Raw genomic sequence first — 19,491 nt, 5'->3', positions numbered from 1 at the left:
TCAGACCTCCCGCGCGGCGGCGAGCAGGCGCGCGACCCCGGCCGCGCGGTCGGTCAGGTGCAGCCGTACGGTGGGACGCCCGCGGCTGACCAGCGCGCCCTGGTCGCCCAGAGCCTGGGCGAGCTGGAGGCGGCCCAGGGTGTAGGGCTTGCCGGGGACCTCGACGTCGTTCTCGACGACCCCGGTGATCTGCAGGAACACGCCGTTCTGCGGGCCGCCCTTGTGGTACTGGCCGGTGGAGTGCAGGAAGCGGGGGCCCCAGCCGAAGGTGACCGGGCGCTCGGTGCGGATCGCGAGCATCCCGCGCAGCGTGGCCGGGTCGGCCCCGCTCCACACGTCCGTCATCTCCTCGAACGAGGCGCCCTCGGCGTACGGGGCGTCGAAGGCCGCCTCGCGGTCGAGGTAGGCCATCACCGCGAGGTAACCGCGCTCGGGGATCGACTCCAGCAGCCGGGTGAGCACGTCCGACAGGTCCTTGACGTCCTCGGAGCCGGGGAACTCGCCGTACACCTCCACCGGGCCGTCGACCAGGAGCGGCGTGCCGACCGGCAGCTCGGCCCGGTCGAGCAGCTTGGCGGTGTTCTCCTTGGACTCGGCCACGTTCGGCTGGTTGAACGGGTCGATGCCGAGGACGCGGCCCGCGACGGCCGTGGCGTACTCCCAGACGAGGAACTGCGCGCCCAGCGGGCCGACGACGGTCACCGTGGCGTCGGTGTCGATCCCGGCGAGCAGCTCGTCGTCGGCGTCACCGGGGTCGGCGCCCACGACGGGCAGGATGCCCTTGCCGGACTTGCCGGTGGACTCGGCGACCAGCTGCTCGATCCAGTCGGGCAGGCCGTTGATCTCCGAGAGGCTGTCCTCGATCACGAGCTTGTCGCGCCCGGCCGCCGCGGCGGCGCCCAGGGCGGCGCCGAGGTCGAGACCGGGGTTGCCCTCGGTCCGCGACAGCAGCGGCAGCACCTCGGCCGCGTCGTCGAGCAGCCGCTCGACGTCGGCGCCCGCCAGCGCGCTGGGCACCAGGCCGAACGCCGTCAGGGCGCTGTAGCGGCCGCCCACGTTCGGGTCGGCCAGGATCACCTGGTAACCCGCCTCGCGGGCGCTCGCCTCCAGGGGCGAGCCGGGGTCGGTGACGACGACGATCCTGCCCGCCGGGTCGATCCCGGCGTCGCGGAAGGCCTTCTCGTAGATCCGCCGGTGGCTGTCGGTCTCGACCGTGCCGCCGCTCTTGCTGGCGACGACCAGGATCGTGCTCTCCAGCCGGTCCTCCAGCGCGCGGCGCACCTGGCCGGGGTCGGTGGTGTCGAGCACGGTCAGCGGCACGTCGGCGGAGGCGGTGATCACCTCGGGGGCGAGGGAGGAGCCGCCCATGCCCGCCAGGACCACGTGGTCCAGGCCCTCGGCGCGGGCCCGCTCGACCAGCGCGCCGATCTCGGGCAGCAGCTGCCTGCTCGTCCGCGGGAGGTCGAGCCAGCCGAGGCGGACGGCCGCCTCGGCCTGGGCCTCCGCGCCCCACAGCGTGGCGTCGCCGGAGGCCAGGGCCTGGGGGACCCCCTCGGAGGCGAGCTGCCCGACGGTCTCGCCGGCCTGCTCGGTGAGGTCGTCGTCGCCGAACGTTACGGACAATGACATGTGTTCCTCACGCCTTCTTCAGCTCGGAGGAGACGGTCTCCAGCAGCTCTTTCCAGGAGGCCTCGAACTTGTCCAGGCCATCCTTCTCGAGGAAGTTCACGACGTCGTCGTAGTCGATCCCGGCCTCCTTGAGGGCGGCCATGGTGTTCCAGGCCTCCTCGTAGGAGGAGCGGATCGTGTCGCCGGTGACGTCGCCGTGGTCGGCCGTCGCGTCGAGGGTCTTCTCCGGCATGGTGTTGACCGTGCCCGAGGTGACCAGCTGGTCGACGTAGAGGGTGTCGGGGTAGTCGGGGTTCTTCGTGCCGGTGGAGGCCCACAGCGGGCGCTGCGGCCGGGCTCCGGCCGCGGCCAGCGCCTGCCAGCGCGAGGACTCGACGACCTCCTCGAAGGCGGCGAAGGCGAGGCGGGCGTTGGCGACCGCGGCCTTGCCCCTCAGCGCGAGGGCCTCGGGGGTGCCGATCTTGTCCAGGCGCTTGTCGATCTCGCCGTCCACCCGGCTGACGAAGAACGAGGCGACCGACTCGATGGCCGACAGGTCGAGGCCGTTGGCCTGCGCCTTCTCCAGGCCGGTGAGCCAGGCGTCCATCACGGCGCGGTAGCGCTCGAGCGAGAAGATCAGCGTGACGTTGACGCTGATGCCCTCGGAGATCGCCTGGGTGATCGCGGGCAGGCCCTCGACGGTGGCGGGGATCTTGATGAACAGGTTGGGCCGGTCGACCAGCCACCACAGCGCGCGCGCCTCGGCGACGGTCTTGTCGGTCTCCCTGGACAGGCGCGGGTCGACCTCGATCGACACCCGCCCGTCCACCTGGCCGCTGGCGTCGAAGACCGGCCGCAGCACGTCGGCGGCCCAGCGGATGTCGTACGTGGTGATGGCCCGCACGGCCTCCTCGACGTCGACGCCGCGGATCTTCAGGTCGTGCAGCTGGCCGTCGTAGGCGTCGCCCTTGCTCAGCGCCGACGCGAAGATCGTCGGGTTGGAGGTGACGCCGACCACGTGCTTGTCGCCGATCAGCGACTGCAGGTTGCCCGTACGCAGGCGCTCGCGGCTGATGTCGTCCAGCCAGATGGAGACGCCCTGCTCGGAGAGCTTCTTCAGGATCTCACTCATGATCAGTTTCCCGTCGTCTCGCCCTTGTCGGCTCCGGTCTTGGCGAGGCTCGCCTTGGCGGCGGCGGCCACGCGCTCGGCGGTGAGGCCGAACTGCTCGTAAAGGGTCCTGTAGGGGGCCGAGGCACCGAAGTGCTCCAGGCCGACCACCACGCCCTCGTCTCCCACGAACTCCCGCCAGCCCAGCGAGATTCCCGCCTCCACCGCCACGCGGGCGCGCACCGAGGTGGGCACCACCGTCTGCCGGTAGGCCGCGTCCTGGGCCTGGAACCACTCCACGCACGGCATCGACACGACCCGGGTGGCGATGCCCTGCGCCTCCAGGATGTCGCGGGCCCCGAGGGCGATCTCGACCTCGGAGCCGGTGCCGATCAGGATCACGGACGGCTGCCCGTCGGAGGCGTCGCGCAGGACGTAACCGCCGCGGGCGACCTTCTCCGCGTCGCCGGTGCCCTCGAAGACCGGCAGGTTCTGGCGGGTCAGCGCCAGCGCGGCCGGGCGGTCGTTGTGCTCCAGCACGACCCGCCAGGCGGCGGCCGTCTCGTTGGCGTCGGCCGGGCGGACCACGTCGAGGCCGGGGATCGCGCGCAGCGACCACAGGTGCTCGACGGGCTGGTGCGTCGGGCCGTCCTCGCCCAGGCCGATGGAGTCGTGCGTCCACACGTAGGTGACCGGCAACTTCATCAGCGCCGCCAGCCGCACGGCCGGGCGCATGTAGTCGCTGAACACCAGGAACGTGCCACCGTAGGGGCGGGTGCCGCCGTGCAGCGCGATGCCGTTGAGGATCGCCCCCATGCCGTGCTCGCGGATGCCGAAGTGCAGCGTGCGGCCGTAGGGGCCGCCGGGGAACGCCTTGGTCTGGAACTCCTCGGGGACGAAGGACGGCTCGCCCTTCATCGTGGTGTTGTTGGACTCGGCCAGGTCGGCCGAGCCGCCCCACAGCTCGGGCAGCACCGGCGCGAGGGCGCTGAGCACCTCGCCGGAGGCCTTGCGGGTGGCGACGGAGGAGCCGATCTCGAAGGACGGCAGCGCCTCGGTCCAGCCGTCGGGGAGCCTGCGCGCGGAGATGCGGTCGAACTCGGCGGCGCGCTCGGGGTTGGCCTCACGCCAGCTCTGGTAGAGCTTGTCCCACTCGGCCCGCACGGCCCGGCCGCGCCCGACGACCTCGCGGGCGTGCTCCAGGACCTCGGCGGGGACGTCGAAGCTCTTCTCGACGTCGAAGCCGAGGATCTTCTTGGTCGCGGCGACCTCGTCGGCGCCCAGCGCCGAACCGTGGATCTTGCCGGTGTTCTTCTTGTTGGGGGCGGGCCAGCCGATGATCGTGCGCAGCCGGATGAACGACGGCCTGCCGGTCTCGGCGCGGGCGGCCTCCAGCGCCTGGTACAGCGCCTCGACGTCCTCGACGTAGTCGCCCGTCCGTGTCCAGTCGACGGTCTGGGTGTGCCAGCCGTACGCCTCGTAGCGCGCGACGACGTCCTCGCTCAGCGCGATCTGGGTGTCGTCCTCGATCGAGATGTGGTTGCTGTCGAAGACGACGGTGAGGTTGCCCAGCCGCTGGTGGGCCGCGAGGGCGCTCACCTCGTGGCTGATGCCCTCCTCGATGTCGCCCTCGGAGGCGATGCACCAGATGTTGTGGTCGAACGGGCTCGCGCCCGGAGCGGCGTCCGGGTCGAACAGGCCGCGCTCGCGGCGGGCGGCCATCGCCATGCCGACCGCGTTGCCGATCCCCTGGCCGAGCGGGCCGGTGGTGGTCTCGACGCCGATGGTGTGGCCGTGCTCGGGATGGGCCGGGGTCAGGCTCTCCCACTGGCGCAACCCCTTGAGGTCGTCCAGGCTGAGGCCGTACCCCGACAGGAAGAGCTGGATGTAGAGGGTCAGGCTGCTGTGACCCGCGGAAAGGACGAACCGGTCACGGCCCGCCCAGGAGGGATCTGACGGGTCATGCCGCATCACCTGCTGGAACAGCAGGTACGCGGCCGGCGCCAGGCTCATCGCGGTGCCGGGGTGACCCGATCCCGCCTTCTCTACCGCGTCCATGGCCAGGGCCCGTACGACGTCGACCGCGCGGCGGTCCAGGTCGCTCCATTCGAGGGCTGGCACGAGTTCACTGCTCAAGTGCTCGATCTCCGGATCTAATCGTGTGATGGTGGCGCCGGTCTGGTATTTCCCGCCCACACCGGACCCTAACGGTTTCGCCCTGGCTACCGTGGCGTAGGTCGGCCCGGGGCGGGTCCGCGGGATCCGTCAGGCGGCGCGCGCCCCCATCGCAGGAGCCCCTCTCGCGCCGCTTCCGCACCCCGTGCCGGGACCGGCCCCCCCTGCAACTACAGTGAGTCCTCAAGGCTGGCTGGTGCCCGCATTCACGGATCCGCTCTAATCAGAGGTTACGCGTTGACCCCGCACGTGCTGGAAGCGCCTTAGATGGTGCTCACCGACAAGCAATCGACGGCCCTCACCGAGGGGGGCACGGCCCCCGAGGCCGCGCCGCGCTCCTTCGGCGACGTCGTGAAGGCGTACGTCGCCCTCACGAAGCCGCGGATCATCGAGCTGCTGCTGATCACGACGCTGCCGGTGATGTTCCTGGCCGCCAAGGGCCTGCCGCCGCTGTGGATCGCCGTCAACACGCTGGTGTTCGGCACCCTGTCGGCCGGCAGCGCGAACGCGCTGAACTGCTACATCGACCGTGACATCGACGCGGCCATGCGCCGCACCCGCCGCCGCCCGCTCGCCCGCGACCTGGTGCCGCCGGCGAACGCGCTGATCTTCGGGATCATCCTCGGCGTGCTGTCCACTCTTGGACTGGGTTTGACGGTGAATTGGCTCGCCGCGGGCCTGTCGCTGGGCGCGAACCTGTTCTACGTGCTCGTCTACTCGATGATCCTCAAGCGGCGGACCTCGCAGAACGTCGTCTGGGGCGGCATCGCCGGCTGCATGCCGGTGCTGATCGGCTGGGCGGGCGTCACCGGCAGCCTCGACTGGGCCCCCGTGGTGCTCTTCGGCGTGGTGTTCTTCTGGACGCCGCCGCACACCTGGACCCTCGCGATGCGCTACAAGGAGGACTACGCGGCGGCGAAGGTCCCGATGCTCCCGGTGGTCGCCACCGAGCGCCGCGTGGTGCTGGAGAGCATCGTCTACACCTGGGCCACGGTGCTCTGCTCGCTGCTGCTGTGGCCGATCGCCGGGACCACGCTCCTCTACCCCATAGTGGCCGCCGTCCTGGGCGCCGCCTGCCTGTGGGAGGTCCACCGCCTCCTCGGCCGGGTCAACGCGGGCAAGACCGGCGTCGACCTGCGCCCGATGCGCTTCTTCCACTGGTCGAACGCCTATCTGGCGCTGCTGTTCCTGGCCGTCGCGATCGACTCGATGTTCGTTTGATCTTCGCCCGATGCCCGCCTGACGCTCATCCGACACTCGTCTGAGTCATCTCACACGTACGTTCTCCTGCGGTGCGTCCGTTTCCGCGCCCCTGACCCGGGGGAGACGTTTTCCGGGGGAAGATGTTTTCTTGACCGGCCCGGGGCGGGCCTGGTCGTGGGGAGGGTGATTCGTGGTGTTCGGGAAACCCTGGGAGCCGGATTCCGGCCCCGGCCGCGGGGGCGGCTCGTCACCCGGCACGGTCCCGGGATCCGCGGCGGCCGGGCGCGCGGGCCGGGTCCGCCGGGCGGTCCACCGGGTTCCCGGTGGCGCGGGGTCCGCCGGCCCCGGGGCGGTGATCCCCCCGTTCGAGTCGCGGGGCGGGTACCAGCGGTTACGGTGGCCACATGGCCGGCCATGACCCCCGCTGGGTGCTCAGGGACCGTCCGTCGGTCACGCTGATCGTCGGGCTCGTCCTGGCGGGACTGTGCGCCCTGGTGTCGTTCTCCTTCGACGTGCTGAACGGCGACCCCGTCTACTTCTTCATCGCCCTGGGCCTCGCGCTCGCGCCGGTGCCGGTGCTGCTCGCCGCGGTGCTGGCGCTCGACCGCATCGAGCCCGAGCCGCGCGGCAACCTGCTCTTCGCGTTCGCCTGGGGCGCGGGCGTGGCGGTCCTGGTCGCCGGGGTGATCAACTCCTTCAACCTGATCTACATCGAGAACACCGTCCAGCTGGGCTACGACTACGCGCGCAACCTCACCGCCACGTTCGGCGCCCCGGTGGTCGAGGAGACGATGAAGGGCCTGGTGCTGCTGGGCCTGCTCAGGTTCAAGCGCGCCGAGCTGGACGGGCCCACCGACGGCATCATCTACGCCAGTATGGTCGGCCTCGGCTTCGCCATGAGCGAGAACGTGAGCTACTACGTGGCCGCGCTCGACGAGATGGGCGCGCAGGGCCTGGCGGTGACCGTCGTGCTGCGCGGGATCCTCTCGCCGTTCGCGCACCCGCTGTTCACGTCCATGATCGGTGTCGCGGTGGCCTACGCGGCGCAGCGCCGGGGGCCGGGGCGGATCTTCGTCATCGCCGCCGGGTGGGTCGGCGCGATGCTGCTGCACGGCATCTGGAACGGCTTCGCCACCTACGTCGGCATCGCCGGCCTGGCCGTCGCGTACCTGCTGCTGATGACCGTGCTGTTCGTGCTGATCTGGATCATCTTCCGCGACCGCAAGCGCATCATCGCGCTCATCCAGACCTACCTGCCCGCCTACTGGGCGACGGGGCTGGTGTCCTCGGGCGACGTCGCGATGCTCTCCTCCCTGCCCGGCCGGCGCCAGGCCCGGCAGTGGGCGAGGAACCACGGGGGCAGGACGGCCCTGCGGGCGATGAGCGACTACCAGCTCGCGGCCACCGAGCTGGGCCTGCTCCACGAGCGGGCCAGGGGCCACGTGATCGACGAGCGCACCTTCAACGAGGAGCAGCGGGCCCTGCTGGAGTGCATGGCCGGAGCCCGCGCCCGGTTCCCCGCGCCCTCGGCGGGTCACGCCTCCGGCGCCCCCGGCCACGCGCCGGGCGGCCCCGGCCATCCGCCGCAGGGCGGGTCGTTCAGCCGGTAGGGCCGCTCCGGTCACCCGGCCGAGCTGTCCCCGGCCGTGCGAACGGTTCCGGGCGGTTTCAGACGCGGACGGGGTCGCGTTCGCCGGTGATCGTCTCCGGGACGTCACGCGGCCCGTGCGGGCCGGTCGCGAACAGCACCCGCAGCGCGCAGAGCCAGACCAGGGCCGCGCCGAGCACGTGCAGGTTGACCAGGGCCGCGGGCACGCCCAGGAAGTACTGGACGTATCCGACGACCCCCTGCGCGGCCTCCACGGCCAGCAGCGTCCACGCGGCCCGGCGGGCGTACCCGGGCGCGTCGGTGATGTGCAGCGCGAACGCCAGCGCGAAGGTGAGGCCGACCACCACGTAGGCGACGTCGGCGTGGATCCTCGCCACGGTCTCGATGTCGAAGCCGAACCGGGAGGCCATCTCGTCCCCGGAGTGCGGCCCGGTGCCGGTCACCACCACGCCCACGACGAGCAGGGCGAACACGGCGGCGACGAGCGCGACGGCGAGCGTGCGGACGTGGCGGTGGACCGGCCGCCCGGTCACGGCCCGGCTCTCGCCCCTGTTCTCGCCTTTGTTCTCGCCCTTGTTCTCGCTCTGCCTGGCGCGGGCGTACAGCGCGTACGCCGCGGCGGTCATGCCGATGGAGACCAGGAAGTGCACGCTCACGGTCACCGGGTTGAGCGCGCTGCGCACGACCAGGCCGCCCCAGAGCCCCTGGAAGGCCACGCCGATCGGCTGCAGCCAGGCCAGTCTGACCAGGTCGGGGCGGCGGGACGACAGGCGCAGGGCGGCGACCAGGCAGGCCACGCCGACGGCCAGCACCAGGAAGGTGAGCATCCGGTTGCCGAACTCGATCGCCATGTTCAACGGCGAGATGTCGGCGTGGGCCACCGGGGTGAAGCTCTCCGGCGTGCACCGGGGCCAGGTGGGGCAGCCCAGGCCCGAGCCGCTGACCCGTACGGCGGCGCCCGTCACCGTGATCCCGATGTTGACGGCGACCGCCGCCAGCGCCCAGCGGCGCAGCGTGAGGAGGGTCGGCGGCCCCACGATCCGCGCCGCCTTCGCGGCATGCCGGAGGATCAGGTCGAGGAGGTGGTTCACGGCTCACATGCTAGGCGGCGAGGTGCGCGGTCCCGTCCCGGACCCCGGGTACCGGCCCGCCGGCACGGGCCGCCCTCCGCGAGACGGCGTGCCGTACGGGCCGGTGGGTAGGGGTGCGCTTGAATCGATGACATGCGGGATATGCCCGTTTTGGTGCGTTGATCCGATAAAAGGTATGTGACATAGTACTGGCGAGCCCGAGGCGTGGGAGCGAGGTGGAACATGCCGGACGTCGTGGTCGTCGGCGCCGGGGTCGTCGGCGCCGCCTGCGCCTACTACGCCGCCCGCGCGGGCCTGGACGTGGTGGTCGTCGACCGGGGCGCGGTGGCGGGCGGCACGACGGGCGCGGGCGAGGGCAACCTCCTGGTCTCCGACAAGGAACCGGGACCCGAGCTCGACCTGGCGCTGCTCTCCAACCGGCTCTGGCGGGACCTGGCCGGGACCGGTACCGCCGGTGGGGCTGGTGGAGCCGACGGGTCTGACGGATCTGACGGGACTGACGGGTCCGGGGCCGGGGGGTCACGGGGCGGGGCGGGGAACGGGCCCGCCGGTGGACCCAGCACCAGCACCAGCACCGGCACCGGCACCGGGTCCGGGCCGGTCGGTGACGGGCCGGGGTTCGAGCCGGGCGGGGGGTTCGAGTACGAGGCCAAGGGCGGCCTGGTGGTCGCCGAGACGGACGAGATCCTGGCCACGCTCACCGGCCTGGCGGCCAGGCAGGGTGTCGAGCACGTCGCCGTCGCGCCGGGGGAGCTCGGCGACTACGAGCCCCACCTGGCGAAAGGGCTCGCCGGAGGCGTGTTCTACCCGCAGGACGCCCAGGTCCAGCCCATGCTGGCGGCGGCGAGGCTCATCCGGAGGGGCGCCGAGCGGTTCGGCCACGGCGCCCTGATGCTGCGGACCGGCGTCACGGTGACCGGCTTCGTCCGCGACGGCGGCCGGGTCGCCGGCGTCACCACCGACCACGGCGACATCCTCGCCGGGGCCGTCGTCAACGCCGCGGGCACCTGGGGCGGCGAGATCGCCGCGCTGGCCGGGGTGCGCGTCCCGATCCTGCCCAGGCGCGGCTTCATCCTGGTCACCGAGCCCCTCGCCGGGCCGCTGATCAGGCACAAGGTCTACACCGCCGCCTACGTCACCGCGGTGGCCAGCGACGCGGAGGGGCTGGAGACGTCCGCCGTCGTGGAGAGCACCCCGGCGGGGCCGGTGCTCATCGGCGCCAGCCGCGAGCGGGTGGGATTCGACCGCACGGTCTCCGTCCCGGTACTCGAACGCCTCGCCCGCCAGGCCGTGGAGCTGTTCCCCGCCCTCGCGGCGTACCGGGCGATCCGGGCCTACTGTGGTTTTCGTCCCTACTGCCCGGACCACCTCCCGGTGATCGGGGAGGACCCCCGGGCACCCGGGCTCTACCACGCCTGCGGGCACGAGGGGGCGGGCATCGGCCTCGCCCCGGCGACCGGCCACCTGATCGCCCAGCTCCTGGCCGGTCTCCGTCCCGACCTGGACCTCAGCCCCTTCCGCCCGGACCGCTTCGCCGGGGAGGTGTCGTGACCTCCTCACAGAGCCGCGGCCGTCTCCCTTTTCGAGAAGGTGCCCGATGAAGGATCAGTACCGCCTGGTGAGGGCGCGGCCCGAGCCGGAGTTCGAGATCAGCGTGGACGGCGCGCCCGTCCCGGTTGTCCCCGGCCAGACCGTCGGCGCGGCCATGCACGGCGCGGGCGTCCGTTCCTGGCGCACCACCAGGTTCGGTGGGCGCCCGCGCGGGCTGTTCTGCGGCATCGGGGTCTGCTTCGACTGCCTGGTCACCGTGAACGGGACCCCGTCCCTGCGCGCCTGCCTGACCGAGGCGCTCCCGGGAGACCTGGTGACCACCGGCGACACCTCCGGCGGCACCTCCGGCGACGAGGGGGAGGGGTGAGGGGCCGATGACGCGGATCCACGACCTCGCCGTCGTCGGCGCGGGCCCCGCGGGGGTCGCGGGCGCGCTCACCGCGGCCCTGTCCGGGCTGGACGTCGTGCTCATCGACGGGGCCGCCAGGCCGGGCGGCCAGTACTTCCGGCACCCCGCCGAGGGTTTCCACGCCGCGCGGCCCGGTGCGCTCCACCACGGCCACCACGGCCACCACGGCCACCACGGCCACCACGGCCACCACGGCCACCGCGGCCACCGCGGCCACCGCGGCTTCGGCAGGTTCGCCCGCCAGTGGGAGACGCTCCGCGAGCGCGCTGAGGTGCTGATGCGCCACCGGGTCTGGGCGGTCGAGCGCGCGGACGGGGTGGTCACCGTGCGGTGCCTGGAGGGGGATCGTGAGGAGCGGCCCCGCGCGGTGGCCGCGCGCGGGCTGCTGATCGCCACCGGCGCGCACGACCGGCCGCTGCCGTTCCCCGGCTGGGACCTGCCGGGGGTGCTCACCGCGGGCGGCGCGCAGGCGCTGCTCAAGGGCGACCTGGTCCTCGCGGGCAGCGGGGTCGTGGTCGCCGGCACCGGCCCGTTCCTGCTCCCCGTCGCCGCGGGCCTGGCCCGCGCCGGAGCCCGGGTGCTCGGGGTGCACGAGGCCAACGGCGGGTTCGGGCTCGCCAGGCACCCGCTGCTCGCCGCGGGACGGGCCGGGGAGGCCCTCGGGTACGGAGCGAGCCTGGCCCGCCACCGGATCCCGTACCACCGTCGCGAGGCGGTGGTCGCCGCGCACGGCGACACCGCGCTGACCCACGTCACCGTGGCGAGCCTGGACCGCGACTGGCGGCCGGTCTCGACGCGGACCGTCGAGTGCGACACCCTCGCCTTCGGCTACGGCTTCGTCCCCCAGCTCGACCTGCCGGTCCAGCTGGACTGCGACACCCGCCGCGACCCCGACGGCAGCCCGGTCGTCGCGGTGGACGAGGGCATGCGCACCAGCGTGCCCGGCGTCTACGCGGCGGGGGAGTCCACCGGTGTCGGCGGGGCCGCGCTCGCCGAGGTGGAGGGGCGCGTCGCGGGCCGGTCCGCCGCCGCCGACCTGGGCCGCCCCGTGCCGCCCGACCCGGCTCTGTCCCGGCGCAGGAATCGGCTCGCCACCTTCGCCCGCGCCCTTCAGGAGGCCTACCCGGTACGGTCTGGCTGGCGGGAGTGGCTGCGCGACGACACGCTCGTCTGCCGCTGCGAGGAGGTGCCCCTGTCGGCCGTACGGGAGGCCCAGGCCATGGGGGCCGTCGACGCGCGTTCCGTCAAGCTGCTGGCCCGCCCGGGGATGGGGTGGTGCCAGGGCAGGATGTGCGGCTACGCGGTCGCGTGCCTCGCCGGTGAGGACCCCGCGCCGCCCCGGCGCCCGATCGCCCAGCCCATCAGGCTCGGAGACCTCGCCGCGCGGTCGGGGTCCTCCCCGGACCTGGATCTGGAACCGGATCTGGAACCGGACCTGGACCTGGATCCGGACCCGTCACCGGACCCGTCACCGGATCCGGGCCCGGATCTGGGCCCGGATCGGCTGGGGACCTCGCGCCGGGACCGTACGGGAGCTTCCGCGAACCCGGTCCCGGCCCCGGACCTGAGCTTGGACCCGGTCCCGGACCCGTACCGGCTGGAAACCCCTCGGAAGGACGAAGCATGACGACCCCCGCGAAGCCCTGGCACGGTGTGACCGTGGCCACCGCGCTGCCCCTGGGCGCGGACCTCTCCGTCGACCTGGACGGCTACGCCGAGCACTGCCGGTGGCTGGTCGCCTCCGGGTGCGACGGCGTCGTGCCGAACGGGTCGCTGGGCGAGTACCAGACGCTGACCCCCGAGGAGCGGGCCTCGGTCGTGGAGACCGCGGTCGCGGCCGTCGGCGGTGACCGGGTCATGCCGGGGGTCGCCGCCTACGGTGCCCTGGAGGCCCGGCGCTGGGCCGAGCAGGCCGGTGAGGCCGGGTGCCGCGCGGTGATGCTGCTCCCGCCGAACGCCTACCGCGCCGACGACAGGACCGTGGTGGAGCACTACCGGGAGGTGGCGCGGGCCGGGCTGCCGGTGGTGGCCTACAACAACCCCTTCGACACCCGGGTGGACCTCACCCCCCGGTTGCTGGCCACCCTGCACGCCGAGGGGCTGATCGCCGGGGTCAAGGAGTTCAGCGGGGACGTGCGCCGCATCTACGAGATCGCCGAGCTCGCCCCCGGGCTGGACGTGCTCGCCGGGGCCGACGACGTGCTGCTGGAGCTGGTCACCGCCGGCGCGGTCGGCTGGGTGGCCGGATTCCCCAACGCGCTGCCCGAGTCGACCGTGGCCCTGTACCGCGCGGCCGCCTCGGGGGACACGGCCACCGCGCTGCCGCTCTACCGCGCGCTGCACCCGCTGCTCCGCTGGGACTCCAGGCCGGTGTTCGTCCAGGCCATCAAGCTCTCCATGGACCTGGCCGGGCGCAACGGCGGTCCGTGCCGCCCGCCCAGACTCGGCCTCGGCCCCGAGCAGGAGGCCGCCGTGCGCGCCGCCACGGAGAAGGCCCTGGCCGAGGGCCTGCGGTAGACCTGCCCCGTACCTTTTCACCTGCCCCGTACCTTTTCGCCGTGAGGAGAGTCGGATGAGAACGAAGAGGGTCTTCCACGCGGTGGACTCCCACACCGAGGGCATGCCCACCCGGGTGATCACCGGCGGGGTGGGGGTCATCCCCGGCTCGACCATGGCCGAGCGGCGCGAGCACTTCCTGGCCGAGATGGACCACATACGCACCCTGCTCATGTACGAGCCGCGCGGCCACTCGGCGATGAGCGGGGCCATCCTGCAGCCGCCTACCCGGCCCGACGCCGACTACGGCGTGCTCTACATCGAGGTCTCCGGCTGCCTGCCCATGTGCGGGCACGGCACCATCGGCGTCGCCACGGTCCTCGTCGAGACCGGGATGGTCGAGGTCGCCGAGCCGGTCACCACCATCCGGCTGGACACCCCCGCCGGCCTGGTCGTCGCCGAGGTCCGGGTCGAGGACGGCGCCGCCATGGAGGTGACCATCACCAACGTGCCCTCCTTCAGCGCGGGCCTGGACCGCGTGGTCAAGGTGCCCGGCGGCGGCGAGGTCGTCTACGACCTCGCCTACGGCGGCAACTACTACGCGATCCTGCCCGTCGAGTCGGTGGGCCTGCCGTTCGAGCGGTCGCACAAGCAGGCGATCCTCGCCGCCGGTCTGGCGATCATGGGGGCGATCAACGAGCAGGACGAGCCGGTCCACCCGCTGGACCCCGGCATCCGGGGCTGCCACCACGTGCAGTTCACCGCGCCCGGCTCCGACGCCCGGCACTCGCGGCACGCGATGGCGATCCACCCCGGCTGGTTCGACCGCTCGCCGTGCGGCACCGGCACCAGCGCCCGGATGGCCCAGCTGCACGCCAGGGGTGAGCTGCCGCTGGACACCGCCTTCGTGAACGAGTCGTTCATCGGTACGCGCTTCGTCGGGCGGCTCACGAGGGAGACGGAGGTGGCGGGCCTGCCCGCGGTGGTTCCGGCCATCACCGGGCGGGCGTGGGTCACCGGCACCGCCCAGTACTTCCTCGACCCCCGCGACCCGTTCCCCGCCGGTTTCCTCCTCTGATCCCGGCCTGACCGGCTGGGGAGGCCGCCGTCGGCGGCCGGGACCACCGGCACAGGGTTCCTCCTCCGGCTCCGGCCTGACCTCGACGTGATCCCGACGCGATCCCGACCTGACCCCGGGCTGACCCCCGTGATCCCGGCCTGACCTCGGCTGATCCCGATCTGATCCCGATCTGATCCCGGCCTGCCCTCGACCGCTCCGAGCTGCGGACACGTGCCCGTACCGGAGCCGTTCCCGGCGGGCCATGCCTCGTGGCCAAAACGGCGTCTTAACGCTAACGGTCTTGTTTCGGCCCTTGACGTGTATCTGCGTTGCACGTGCAATATCACGCATCACCGGACGTGAGGAGCCGCGCATGCGTGCCACCCCCCTGAAGTGCTTCACCTCGCTGGCCGTTCTCGGTCTCCTGGTCACCGGATGCGGGCAGGGACTGCTCGGTGACGGCGGCGCAGGCCAGACGGCCGCCGCGAAGGACGAGCCGATCGTCCTCGGCATGCTCATCCCGCAGTCGGGCAGCGAGGCCGCCATCGGTCCCTACATGAGCAACGCGGCACAGCTCGCGATCGACGAGATCAACGCCAAGGGCGGTGTGCTCGGCCGCAAGCTGGAGCTGAGGACCGCCGACGACGCCTGCGACGCCCAGTCCGCGGCGGCGGGCGCCAACAAGCTGGTCACCGAGGGGATCGACGTCTCCGTGGGCGGCTACTGCTCCGGTGCGACGCTCCCCACCCTGCCGATCTTCGGCAAGGCCAACATCCCGATGATCATCCCGGCCGCCAACTCCCAGGAGCTGGTCGACCAGAAGCTCAAGCACGTCTTCCTGATCAACGGCACGGGCTCCCAGCAGGCCGCGGCCGCGGAGAAGTGGATCGCCAAGCAGGAGTCCAAGAGTGTCGCGCTGATGCACGACAACACCAGCTACTCCAAGGACATCGCGCTGCGCACCCAGGCCCTCCTGGAGGCGCCCGACGGGGCCGAGGCCGTGATCACCGAGGCGGTCACCCCGAAGGAGAGCGACTACAGCGCCAACATCACCAACGTGCTGGCCAAGAAGCCCGACTTCGTCTACTGGACCGGCTACTTCCAGGAGGGCGGTCTGATCGCGCGCCAGCTCCGGCAGGCCGGGTACAAGGGCTCCATCATGGTCGGCGACGGCTCGGTCTCCCCCAAGCTGGTCGAGATCGCCGGGGACGAGGCCGCCGAGGGCCTCTACGCCACGATGACCCAGACGCCCGACACCCTTGAGGGTGCCGAGGGCTGGATCGAGGCGTACAAGAAGAAGTACTCCTCCGAGCCGGGCCCCTACTCCAACCAGGCCTACGACGCGGTGCGGCTCGCCGCCGAGGCGGTCGGCAAGGCGGGCGCCACCGACGGCGACAAGGTGATCGCGGCGCTGGAGGCGATCGACGGCTTCTCGATGTTCTCCGGGCCGCTGAAGTTCACCCCCGAGCACACCCTGGCCAACGGCGGCTTCCAGATCCTCGTCGTCAAGGGTGACAAGTTCGCCCTGCAGGACGCCCTCCAGTGACGCAGCTCGTCTGGAACGGCCTGTTCGTCGGCTCGTTCTACGCCCTGGTGGCCCTGGGCTACAGCATGGTCTACGGGATCATCAAGCTGCTCAACTTCGCCCACGGTGACCTGTACATGCTGGGGGCGTTCGCCGGGTTCGCCATTCTCGGCGCGGTCGGCGGCGTGTCCTCGGCGACGGCCCTGCCGCTGCTGCTCGCGGTGCTCCTGGCGACCATGGCCGTCACCGGCCTGGCCGGGGTGGCGCTGGAGCGGATCGCCTACCGCCCGCTCCGCCGCGCCCCCCGGCTCTCCCTGCTGATCACCGCGGTCGGGGCCTCCTTCGCCCTGGAGTACGGGATGCGCGCGGTGGCCGGGGCCGACCCGCGGGTCTACCCGGTGCGGCTGGGCGGCACCTCGCTGGAGATCCTCGGCGCCCGGCTCACCGTGCAGCAGGTCGTCCTGGTCGGCGTGGCGGTGCTCCTCATGGCAGGGCTCAACCTGCTGGTCACCCGCACCCGCGAGGGCCGGGCCATGCGGGCCATCGCGCTGGACCCGCGCACCAGCGCGCTGATGGGCATCGACGTCAACGCGGTGATCTCCCGTACCTTCTTCATCGGCTCGGCGCTGGCGGGCGCCGCGGGCGTGATGGCCGGGGCCTACTACGGGAAGATCGACTTCATGATGGGCTTCCTGATCGGGCTCAAGGCCTTCACGGCGGCCGTCATCGGTGGCATCGGCAACATCCCCGGCACGATGCTCGGCGGCCTGCTGCTGGGGCTGCTGGAGTCGTTCGGCACGTTCTGGCTGGGCGGTGAGTGGCGCGACGTGTTCGCCTTCGGGGTGCTGATCCTGTTCCTGACGGTGCGGCCCACCGGCCTGCTCGGCGAGCGCGTCACGGAACGCGTGTGACCGGCCCCGCCGGAAGCACCGGCCCCGCCACGCCCGCCGAACCCAGTGGACCCAGTGGACCCAGTGGACCCGCCGGGCCTGCCGAACCCGGTGGATCCAGCGAACCCAGTGGATCCGCCAAACCCACCAAGCCCGCCGGATCCAGCGGACCCGCCGGGTCCACGGCGACCAAGGTCCGCCGCCGCGGCACCGACAGGCCCCCCACCCGGGCGTCGAAGCTGCTGCAGAACCGGTGGGCCGGGATCGCCGGGCTGCTGATCGCGCTGCTCGCCCCCTTCGTCAACGCCACGCCGTACGCGCTGTCGGTCATGACCAGCGCGGCCATCGCCGTGATGCTCGCCGCCGGGCTGAACATCGTGGTCGGCTACTGCGGCCTGCTCGACCTGGGCTACGTCGCCTTCTTCGCGGTCGGCGCCTACACCAGCGGCGTGCTGGCCACCCGCTTCGACCTGCCGCTGCTCGCCACGGTGCCCGCCGTGCTCGTGGTCACGGTCGTCGCCGGGATCGTCATCGGCGCCCCCACCCTGCGCCTGCGCAGCGACTACCTCGCCATCGTGACCCTCGGCTTCGGGGAGATCATCCGGATCACCGCCAACAACCTGGACGTCACCGGCGGCCCCTCCGGCATCTACGGCATCCCGCACCTGGTCGAGCACCCCGCGGCCTTCTACTACGTCACCGTGGCCGTCGTCTCGCTGGCCGTCCTCGGCGCGGCGCGGCTGGGCCGCTCCCGCCTGGGCCGGGCCTGGCGCTTCGTCAGGGAGGACGAGGACGCCGCCGAGGCGATGGGCGTGCACACCTACCGGGTCAAGCTCGCCGCCTACATCGCCGGGGCGGTCTGGGGCGGCCTGGCCGGGGTGCTGTTCGCCGCGCAGCTGTCGGCCATCTCGCCGGGCAGCTTCACCTTCCTGTCGTCGGCGCTGGTGCTCATGGCCGTGGTCCTCGGCGGCATGGGCTCGGTGCCCGGCGTCGTCGTCGGCGCCGTCGTGATCAGCATCCTGCCGGAGATCCTGCGCGACCTCGCCGACTACCGGTTCTTCCTGTTCGGCGTGCTGCTCATCGTGTTCATGCTCCTGCGACCGCAGGGGATCTGGCCGGCTCGTTCCAGGGAGGTCCCGTGAGCCTGCTGAGCGTGGACGGCCTGCGCCTGACCTTCGGCGGGCTGGTGGCCATCGACGGCCTGTCGTTCTCGGTGGACGAGGCGGAGATCGTCTCCGTGATCGGGCCCAACGGGGCGGGCAAGACGTCGGCCTTCAACTGCGTCACCGGCTTCTACCGGCCGACCTCCGGCCGGATCACCCTGCGCGGCAGGGACCTGCCGGGGATGCGGCCCTCGGCCATCGCGGGCCTGGGCGTCGCGCGGACCTTCCAGAACCTGCGCCTGTTCGGGGAGCTGTCGGTCCTGGACAACGTACGCGCCGGATCGCACCTGTGGTTGCGCCAGAGCGTCCTGGACGCCCTGCTGCACACCCCGCGCTACCGGCGCTCCGAACGCGAGTGCACCGAGCAGGCCCACCACTGGCTGGACTTCGTCGGCCTGCGCGGCGACCGGTACGGGCAGGCCCGCCACCTCCCGTACGGCGAGCAGCGCCGCACGGAGATCGCCCGCGCCCTGGCCCGCCGCCCCGACCTGCTGCTGCTGGACGAGCCCGCGGCCGGGCTCAACCACGGCGAGAAGGCCGAGATGCTCGACCTGATCCGGCGCATCCAGGCGCTGGGGGTGGCCATCGTGCTCATCGAGCACGACATGGGCCTGGTCATGGAGGTCTCCGAGCGCGTGGTCGTGCTCAACTTCGGCAGGGAGATCGCCGACGGCCGTCCCGAGGACGTCCGGCGCGACCCGGCCGTCATCGAGGCCTACCTCGGCGGCGACCCCACCGCCGCGAAGGACGAGGCCGACGGGATCGACGGGCCCGGCGGGACCGGCGGTGCCGGGAGAGACGAGACCGCCGGGAAGGACCGTACGGCCGGGGGAGACGCCAATGCTTGACATCGACGGGCTGGACGTCCACTACGGCGGCGTGCACGCCCTGCGCGGCCTGTCGCTCAGTGTCGCCGAGGGGGAGATCGTCGCCCTGCTCGGCAACAACGGCGCGGGCAAGACCACCACGCTGTCCGCGATCTCGGGGCTGCTGCGGCCCTCGGGCGGCACGGTGGTCTTCGACGGCAAGGCGATCACCAGGGAGAAGCCGCACCGGATCACCGCGCGCGGCCTGGTGCACGTCCCCGAGGGCCGCAGGATCTTCAGCACGCTCAGCGTGCACGAGAACCTCCAGCTGGGCGGCTACCTGGTCCGCGACCAGGCGGAGGTCCGCACCCGGATCGAGCGCGTCTACGAGCTGCTGCCCCGCCTGGCGGAGCGGCGCGCCCAGCAGGGCGGCACGCTGTCGGGCGGCGAGCAGCAGATGCTCGCGATCGGCAGGGCGCTGGTCACCGGGCCCCGGCTGCTGCTGCTCGACGAGCCGTCCATGGGCCTCGCGCCCCTGGTGGTCGCCTCGGTCATGGAGCTCATCGCGGGGATCAACGCCCAGGGCACCTCGGTCCTGCTCGTCGAGCAGAACGCCGTGGCCGCCCTGGGGATCGCGCACCGCGGCTACGTGATCGAGAACGGCGAGTGCGTCCTCGACGGGCCCGCGGCCGAGCTCCGCCGGGACGCCCGGGTGGTCGAGGCCTACCTCGGCGGGGTCCGGGAGGGCGGGCGGGGATGACCGGCGGACCCGCCACCGGCTCCGTACCACCCGGA

General features: G+C 72.5%; 16 protein-coding genes. 12 read left to right on the top strand and 4 right to left on the bottom strand.

Going from position 1 to position 19,491, the window contains the following annotated elements:
- From ABT053_RS06900 to tkt, 3 genes are read right to left on the bottom strand one after another with little or no spacing between them, the layout of a single operon-like run.
- The gene (locus tag ABT053_RS06900) at nucleotides 1-1,629 is read right to left on the bottom strand and encodes a phosphoglucose isomerase-related protein (protein ID WP_350967924.1); all 1,629 of its coding nucleotides are present in this window, start codon (nucleotides 1,627-1,629) and stop codon (nucleotides 1-3) included.
- 7 nt (nucleotides 1,630-1,636) lie between these two features.
- Nucleotides 1,637-2,740, bottom strand: a complete 1,104-nt coding sequence (tal, locus tag ABT053_RS06895) for a transaldolase (RefSeq protein ID WP_350967923.1) — start codon at nucleotides 2,738-2,740, stop codon at nucleotides 1,637-1,639.
- A gap of 2 nt (nucleotides 2,741-2,742) precedes the next feature.
- The gene (tkt, locus tag ABT053_RS06890) at nucleotides 2,743-4,776 is read right to left on the bottom strand and encodes a transketolase (protein WP_350967977.1); all 2,034 of its coding nucleotides are present in this window, start codon (nucleotides 4,774-4,776) and stop codon (nucleotides 2,743-2,745) included.
- Between the two features lie 384 nt (nucleotides 4,777-5,160).
- On the opposite strand from tkt, the gene ABT053_RS06885 reads away from it, so the two are divergent.
- Nucleotides 5,161-6,114, top strand: coding sequence for a heme o synthase (locus ABT053_RS06885; RefSeq protein WP_350967922.1), 954 nt, complete (start codon nucleotides 5,161-5,163; stop codon nucleotides 6,112-6,114).
- A 386-nt stretch (nucleotides 6,115-6,500) separates the two neighbouring features.
- A complete protein-coding gene (locus ABT053_RS06880; RefSeq protein ID WP_350967921.1) occupies nucleotides 6,501-7,706 on the top strand; it encodes a PrsW family intramembrane metalloprotease in 1,206 nt (401 codons plus the stop codon).
- A gap of 58 nt (nucleotides 7,707-7,764) precedes the next feature.
- Here the strand turns inward: ABT053_RS06880 and ABT053_RS06875 are convergent, their stop codons facing one another.
- Complete coding sequence (locus tag ABT053_RS06875; protein ID WP_350967920.1) at nucleotides 7,765-8,796, bottom strand: COX15/CtaA family protein; 1,032 nt, start codon at nucleotides 8,794-8,796, stop codon at nucleotides 7,765-7,767.
- Between the two features lie 222 nt (nucleotides 8,797-9,018).
- Between ABT053_RS06875 and ABT053_RS06870 the strand changes: the two genes are divergently transcribed.
- The 10 genes from ABT053_RS06870 (at nucleotide 9,019) to ABT053_RS06825 (ending at nucleotide 19,456) form a co-directional block, all read left to right on the top strand.
- On the top strand, nucleotides 9,019-10,347 hold the full coding sequence (locus tag ABT053_RS06870) for an NAD(P)/FAD-dependent oxidoreductase (RefSeq protein WP_350967919.1): 1,329 nt from the start codon (nucleotides 9,019-9,021) through the stop codon (nucleotides 10,345-10,347).
- A gap of 46 nt (nucleotides 10,348-10,393) precedes the next feature.
- Nucleotides 10,394-10,714, top strand: a complete 321-nt coding sequence (locus ABT053_RS06865; protein WP_350967918.1) for a (2Fe-2S)-binding protein — start codon at nucleotides 10,394-10,396, stop codon at nucleotides 10,712-10,714.
- Nucleotides 10,715-10,721: 7 nt separating this feature from the next.
- Nucleotides 10,722-12,383: an FAD/NAD(P)-dependent oxidoreductase gene (locus ABT053_RS06860; protein WP_350967917.1), complete on the top strand. Its 1,662-nt coding sequence runs from the start codon at nucleotides 10,722-10,724 to the stop codon at nucleotides 12,381-12,383.
- Nucleotides 12,380-13,273: a dihydrodipicolinate synthase family protein gene (locus ABT053_RS06855; RefSeq protein WP_350967916.1), complete on the top strand. Its 894-nt coding sequence runs from the start codon at nucleotides 12,380-12,382 to the stop codon at nucleotides 13,271-13,273. Before ABT053_RS06860 ends, ABT053_RS06855 begins: the two co-directional genes overlap by 4 nt.
- A 55-nt stretch (nucleotides 13,274-13,328) precedes the next feature.
- Nucleotides 13,329-14,330, top strand: coding sequence for a proline racemase family protein (locus ABT053_RS06850; protein WP_350967915.1), 1,002 nt, complete (start codon nucleotides 13,329-13,331; stop codon nucleotides 14,328-14,330).
- A gap of 355 nt (nucleotides 14,331-14,685) precedes the next feature.
- Entirely contained in the window at nucleotides 14,686-15,858 is a 1,173-nt protein-coding gene (locus ABT053_RS06845) for a branched-chain amino acid ABC transporter substrate-binding protein (RefSeq protein ID WP_350967914.1), read from the top strand.
- Nucleotides 15,855-16,748 (top strand): branched-chain amino acid ABC transporter permease, encoded by an 894-nt coding sequence (locus tag ABT053_RS06840; protein WP_350967913.1) that lies wholly within the window; start codon nucleotides 15,855-15,857, stop codon nucleotides 16,746-16,748. Before ABT053_RS06845 ends, ABT053_RS06840 begins: the two co-directional genes overlap by 4 nt.
- On the top strand, nucleotides 16,745-17,869 hold the full coding sequence (locus ABT053_RS06835; RefSeq protein ID WP_350967912.1) for a branched-chain amino acid ABC transporter permease: 1,125 nt from the start codon (nucleotides 16,745-16,747) through the stop codon (nucleotides 17,867-17,869). Before ABT053_RS06840 ends, ABT053_RS06835 begins: the two co-directional genes overlap by 4 nt.
- A complete protein-coding gene (locus tag ABT053_RS06830; protein ID WP_350967911.1) occupies nucleotides 17,866-18,738 on the top strand; it encodes an ABC transporter ATP-binding protein in 873 nt (290 codons plus the stop codon). Before ABT053_RS06835 ends, ABT053_RS06830 begins: the two co-directional genes overlap by 4 nt.
- Nucleotides 18,731-19,456 carry an ABC transporter ATP-binding protein gene (locus tag ABT053_RS06825; RefSeq protein WP_350967910.1) on the top strand — a complete coding sequence of 242 codons (726 nt, stop codon included), beginning with the start codon at nucleotides 18,731-18,733 and terminating at the stop codon, nucleotides 19,454-19,456. Before ABT053_RS06830 ends, ABT053_RS06825 begins: the two co-directional genes overlap by 8 nt.
- Nucleotides 19,457-19,491: the final 35 nt, after the last annotated feature.

Source organism: Streptosporangium sp. NPDC002524, assembly GCF_040295985.1.
Taxonomy (GTDB): domain Bacteria; phylum Actinomycetota; class Actinomycetes; order Streptosporangiales; family Streptosporangiaceae; genus Streptosporangium.
This window is presented reverse-complemented; position numbering and strand designations above follow the sequence as displayed.

Coding starts and splice junctions, on each gene's coding strand:
- ABT053_RS06880 (WP_350967921.1), top strand. CDS start 6,501: ATGGCCGGCCATGACCCCCGCTGGGTGCTCAGGGACCGTCCGTCGGTC.
- ABT053_RS06885 (WP_350967922.1), top strand. CDS start 5,161: ATGGTGCTCACCGACAAGCAATCGACGGCCCTCACCGAGGGGGGCACG.
- ABT053_RS06855 (WP_350967916.1), top strand. CDS start 12,380: ATGACGACCCCCGCGAAGCCCTGGCACGGTGTGACCGTGGCCACCGCG.
- ABT053_RS06870 (WP_350967919.1), top strand. CDS start 9,019: ATGCCGGACGTCGTGGTCGTCGGCGCCGGGGTCGTCGGCGCCGCCTGC.
- ABT053_RS06860 (WP_350967917.1), top strand. CDS start 10,722: ATGACGCGGATCCACGACCTCGCCGTCGTCGGCGCGGGCCCCGCGGGG.
- tal (WP_350967923.1), bottom strand. CDS start 2,740: ATGAGTGAGATCCTGAAGAAGCTCTCCGAGCAGGGCGTCTCCATCTGG.
- tkt (WP_350967977.1), bottom strand. CDS start 4,776: ATGGACGCGGTAGAGAAGGCGGGATCGGGTCACCCCGGCACCGCGATG.
- ABT053_RS06900 (WP_350967924.1), bottom strand. CDS start 1,629: ATGTCATTGTCCGTAACGTTCGGCGACGACGACCTCACCGAGCAGGCC.
- ABT053_RS06845 (WP_350967914.1), top strand. CDS start 14,686: ATGCGTGCCACCCCCCTGAAGTGCTTCACCTCGCTGGCCGTTCTCGGT.
- ABT053_RS06825 (WP_350967910.1), top strand. CDS start 18,731: ATGCTTGACATCGACGGGCTGGACGTCCACTACGGCGGCGTGCACGCC.
- ABT053_RS06865 (WP_350967918.1), top strand. CDS start 10,394: ATGAAGGATCAGTACCGCCTGGTGAGGGCGCGGCCCGAGCCGGAGTTC.
- ABT053_RS06850 (WP_350967915.1), top strand. CDS start 13,329: ATGAGAACGAAGAGGGTCTTCCACGCGGTGGACTCCCACACCGAGGGC.